Genomic DNA, 2,691 nt, shown 5'->3' with positions numbered 1-2,691 from the left:
GCACTACAAGGAGCAGTTCGGCGACTCCCCGCTGTCCAGCTCCCTCACGCCGGACCAGATGCAGGAGTCGTACCGCATCAAGCTGAAGGACCCGGAGAAGTACCAGGTCGTCGCGACCGCCTTCTCGGGGCGTGACGGCGTGCAGTCCGTGCAGGACCAGAAGGGCATCCTGGAGAACCTCTTCGGGCTGCTCAACGGCATGAACTGGGCGGCGCTCGCGGTGATGGCGCTGATGCTGGTGGTGGCGTTGATGCTGATCGTCAACACGGTGCGTGTTTCCGCGTTCAGCCGGAGACGTGAAACGGGCATCATGCGGCTCGTCGGCGCGTCCAGCTTCTACATCCAGGCGCCGTTCATCATGGAGGCCGCCGTCGCCGGTCTCATCGGCGGTGGTCTGGCCTGCGGAATGCTCCTCGTGGGCCGGTACTTCATCATCGACCACGGTCTCGCGCTCTCCGAGAAGCTGAACCTGATCCAGTTCATCGGGTGGGACGCGGTCCTGGCCAAGCTGCCTCTGGTGCTCGCCATCAGCCTGCTGATGCCCGCGCTCGCCGCGTTCTTCGCGTTGCGCAAGTACCTGAAGGTGTGACAAAACCCGCCTGTGCATCGGGGCGCCGTGCGGTTCAACCGACCGTACGGCGCCCTTCGTTGTCCTAGACTCACCGGCATGTCAGGCCCCGACCGGTTCTGCGACCGGCTCTCCCGGACCCGCCGTATCCGCCGCGGGGCGACCCTGACGTTGGTGTTCGCGAGCGTGCTCGCCACTGGTGCGGCCACCGGGTCCTGGGACGAAGTGGCCGACGAAGGCCGGAAGTCGTCTGCCGCGTCCACCCGTTCCGTCGCGTCGTCCGGTGACGTGCCCGGCAATGCGTCCGGTGACGCCGCCGACGAGGCGGCCGATGCCGCGGCCGAGGCGATGGCCGACGGCAAGTCCGGCAAGAAGGCCGCCGAGGACGTCGTCAGCCGCAGCGGCGACCGCTGGGGGTCGGTGTACTCACCGGGGGAGTACCAGGAGTTCGAGCAGGCCCTCGACGGCGCGTACACCGGCGTCGGGCTGTGGGCCAGGCGCGCGGCCGACGGGCGCATCGAGGTGTCCAGGGTGCAGCGCGGCGGCCCCGCCGGAGAGGCGGGCATCCGCGAGGGCGACCAGCTCAGGAGCATCGACGGCAAGCGCGTCGCGGGGCTTCCGGTGACCGAGGTCGTGTCGCTGCTGCGGGGTACCCGCGCGGGCAGCCCGGTCGAGCTCGGCCTGAAGCGGGGCACGCGCGCGTGGAGCGAGACACTGCACCGGGCCCGCCTCTCCACGGACGACGTCACGGTCACGCAGCTCGCGGGCGGCGCCGTCATGATCAAGGTCGAGGCATTCACCAAGGGCGCGGGAGAGCGCGTACGGACCGCGGTGCGCGAGGCCCCCGAGGGCGCCGGGATCCTGCTCGACCTGCGGGGCAACTCCGGTGGCCTGGTGTCGGAGGCGGTCACCGCCGCTTCCGGGCTCGTCGACGGCGGCCTGGTCGCCACGTACGACGTACGCGGCCGGCAGAAGGCCCTGCACGCCGAGCGGGGCGGTGACACCACCAGACCCGTGGTCGCCCTGGTCGACGGCGGCACGATGAGCGCTGCCGAGCTGCTCACGGGCGCCCTCCAGGACCGCGGCCGTGCGGTCGTGGTGGGCTCGAAGACCTTCGGCAAGGGCTCGGTCCAGATGCCGAGCCGGCTGCCCGACGGCTCGGTCGCCGAGCTGACGGTCGGGCACTACCGCACCCCTTCGGGGAAGGCGGTCGACGGGCGGGGCATCACCCCGGACCTGGAGGTCCGAGGCGGCGCCGAGAGGCGGGCCGAGACAGTATTGACTGGCCTCGGACCCCCCTCGTAGTGCGAAAATGGCCGCACTATGGCGAAGGAAAAGGTAAAGCGCAAGGCCGCGAAGGCCGCTGAGAAGGCCCCTGCCCGGAAGATCGTCGCGCAGAACAAGAAGGCGCGGCACGACTACCACATCCTGGACACGTACGAATGCGGCCTCGTCCTGATGGGCACCGAGGTCAAGTCGCTGCGGATGGGCCGGGCATCCCTGGTGGACGGCTTCGTGCACATCGACCACGGAGAGGCGTGGCTGCACAACATCCACGTCCCTGAGTACGTGCAGGGCACCTGGACGAACCACTCGGCCACGCGGAAGCGCAAGCTCCTGCTGCACCGTGCGGAGATCGACAAGCTGGAGTCCAAGTCGCAGGAGACCGGTCACACGATCGTGCCCCTGACGCTGTACTTCAAGGACAGCCGGGTCAAGGTCGAGATCGCCCTGGCCAAGGGCAAGAAGGAGTACGACAAGCGCCAGACGCTCAAGGAGAAGCAGGACCTGCGCGAGACGAACCGCGCGATCGCGGACGTCAAGAAGCGCCAGCGCGGCGCCTAGCCCCGCGCGTCCCGTGGGTCCCGGAGGGCCGCGCGGGAATTGGCTGGCATCGTCGTGCGTTGGTCACGTACGATGGCTACTGCACCCCACAGCGGGTGCGTGGATTGATAAAACAACATGGGGATGATCGGTTTCGACAGCGGATGTCGAAGCAGGGGAAGCGAGCCGAGGAAGCGACAATGATCTCGTAAACCACATGTCGCAACCAATAATCGCCAATTCCAAGAGCGAGTCCCAGTCCTTCGCCCTCGCTGCTTAATTAGCAGTGAGTGAAGGAC

Annotated in this window: 3 protein-coding genes and 1 other RNA gene; all 4 read left to right on the top strand. The window is 68.2% G+C overall.

The features are described from left to right. On the top strand, positions 1-589 hold a 589-nt coding region (gene ftsX, locus ACQKIP_RS44705; RefSeq protein WP_427745619.1), incomplete at its 5' end, for a permease-like cell division protein FtsX. A 78-nt stretch (positions 590-667) separates the two neighbouring features. Continuing rightward, complete coding sequence (locus tag ACQKIP_RS44700; RefSeq protein ID WP_365857254.1) at positions 668-1,873, top strand: S41 family peptidase; 1,206 nt, start codon at positions 668-670, stop codon at positions 1,871-1,873. An 18-nt stretch (positions 1,874-1,891) separates the two neighbouring features. Continuing rightward, positions 1,892-2,413 carry an SsrA-binding protein SmpB gene (smpB, locus tag ACQKIP_RS44695; protein WP_365857256.1) on the top strand — a complete coding sequence of 174 codons (522 nt, stop codon included), beginning with the start codon at positions 1,892-1,894 and terminating at the stop codon, positions 2,411-2,413. Positions 2,414-2,532: 119 nt separating this feature from the next. After that, positions 2,533-2,691: a transfer-messenger RNA gene (ssrA, locus tag ACQKIP_RS44690) on the top strand; the annotation flags it as partial.

It is taken from the genome of Streptomyces sp. NPDC059900, from assembly GCF_050270335.1.
GTDB lineage: Bacteria > Actinomycetota > Actinomycetes > Streptomycetales > Streptomycetaceae > Streptomyces.
The sequence above is the reverse complement of the archived record's forward strand: the minus strand, read 5'-3'. Positions and strand labels throughout refer to the sequence as shown.

Coding starts and splice junctions, on each gene's coding strand:
- ACQKIP_RS44700 (WP_365857254.1), top strand. CDS start 668: ATGTCAGGCCCCGACCGGTTCTGCGACCGGCTCTCCCGGACCCGCCGT.
- smpB (WP_365857256.1), top strand. CDS start 1,892: ATGGCGAAGGAAAAGGTAAAGCGCAAGGCCGCGAAGGCCGCTGAGAAG.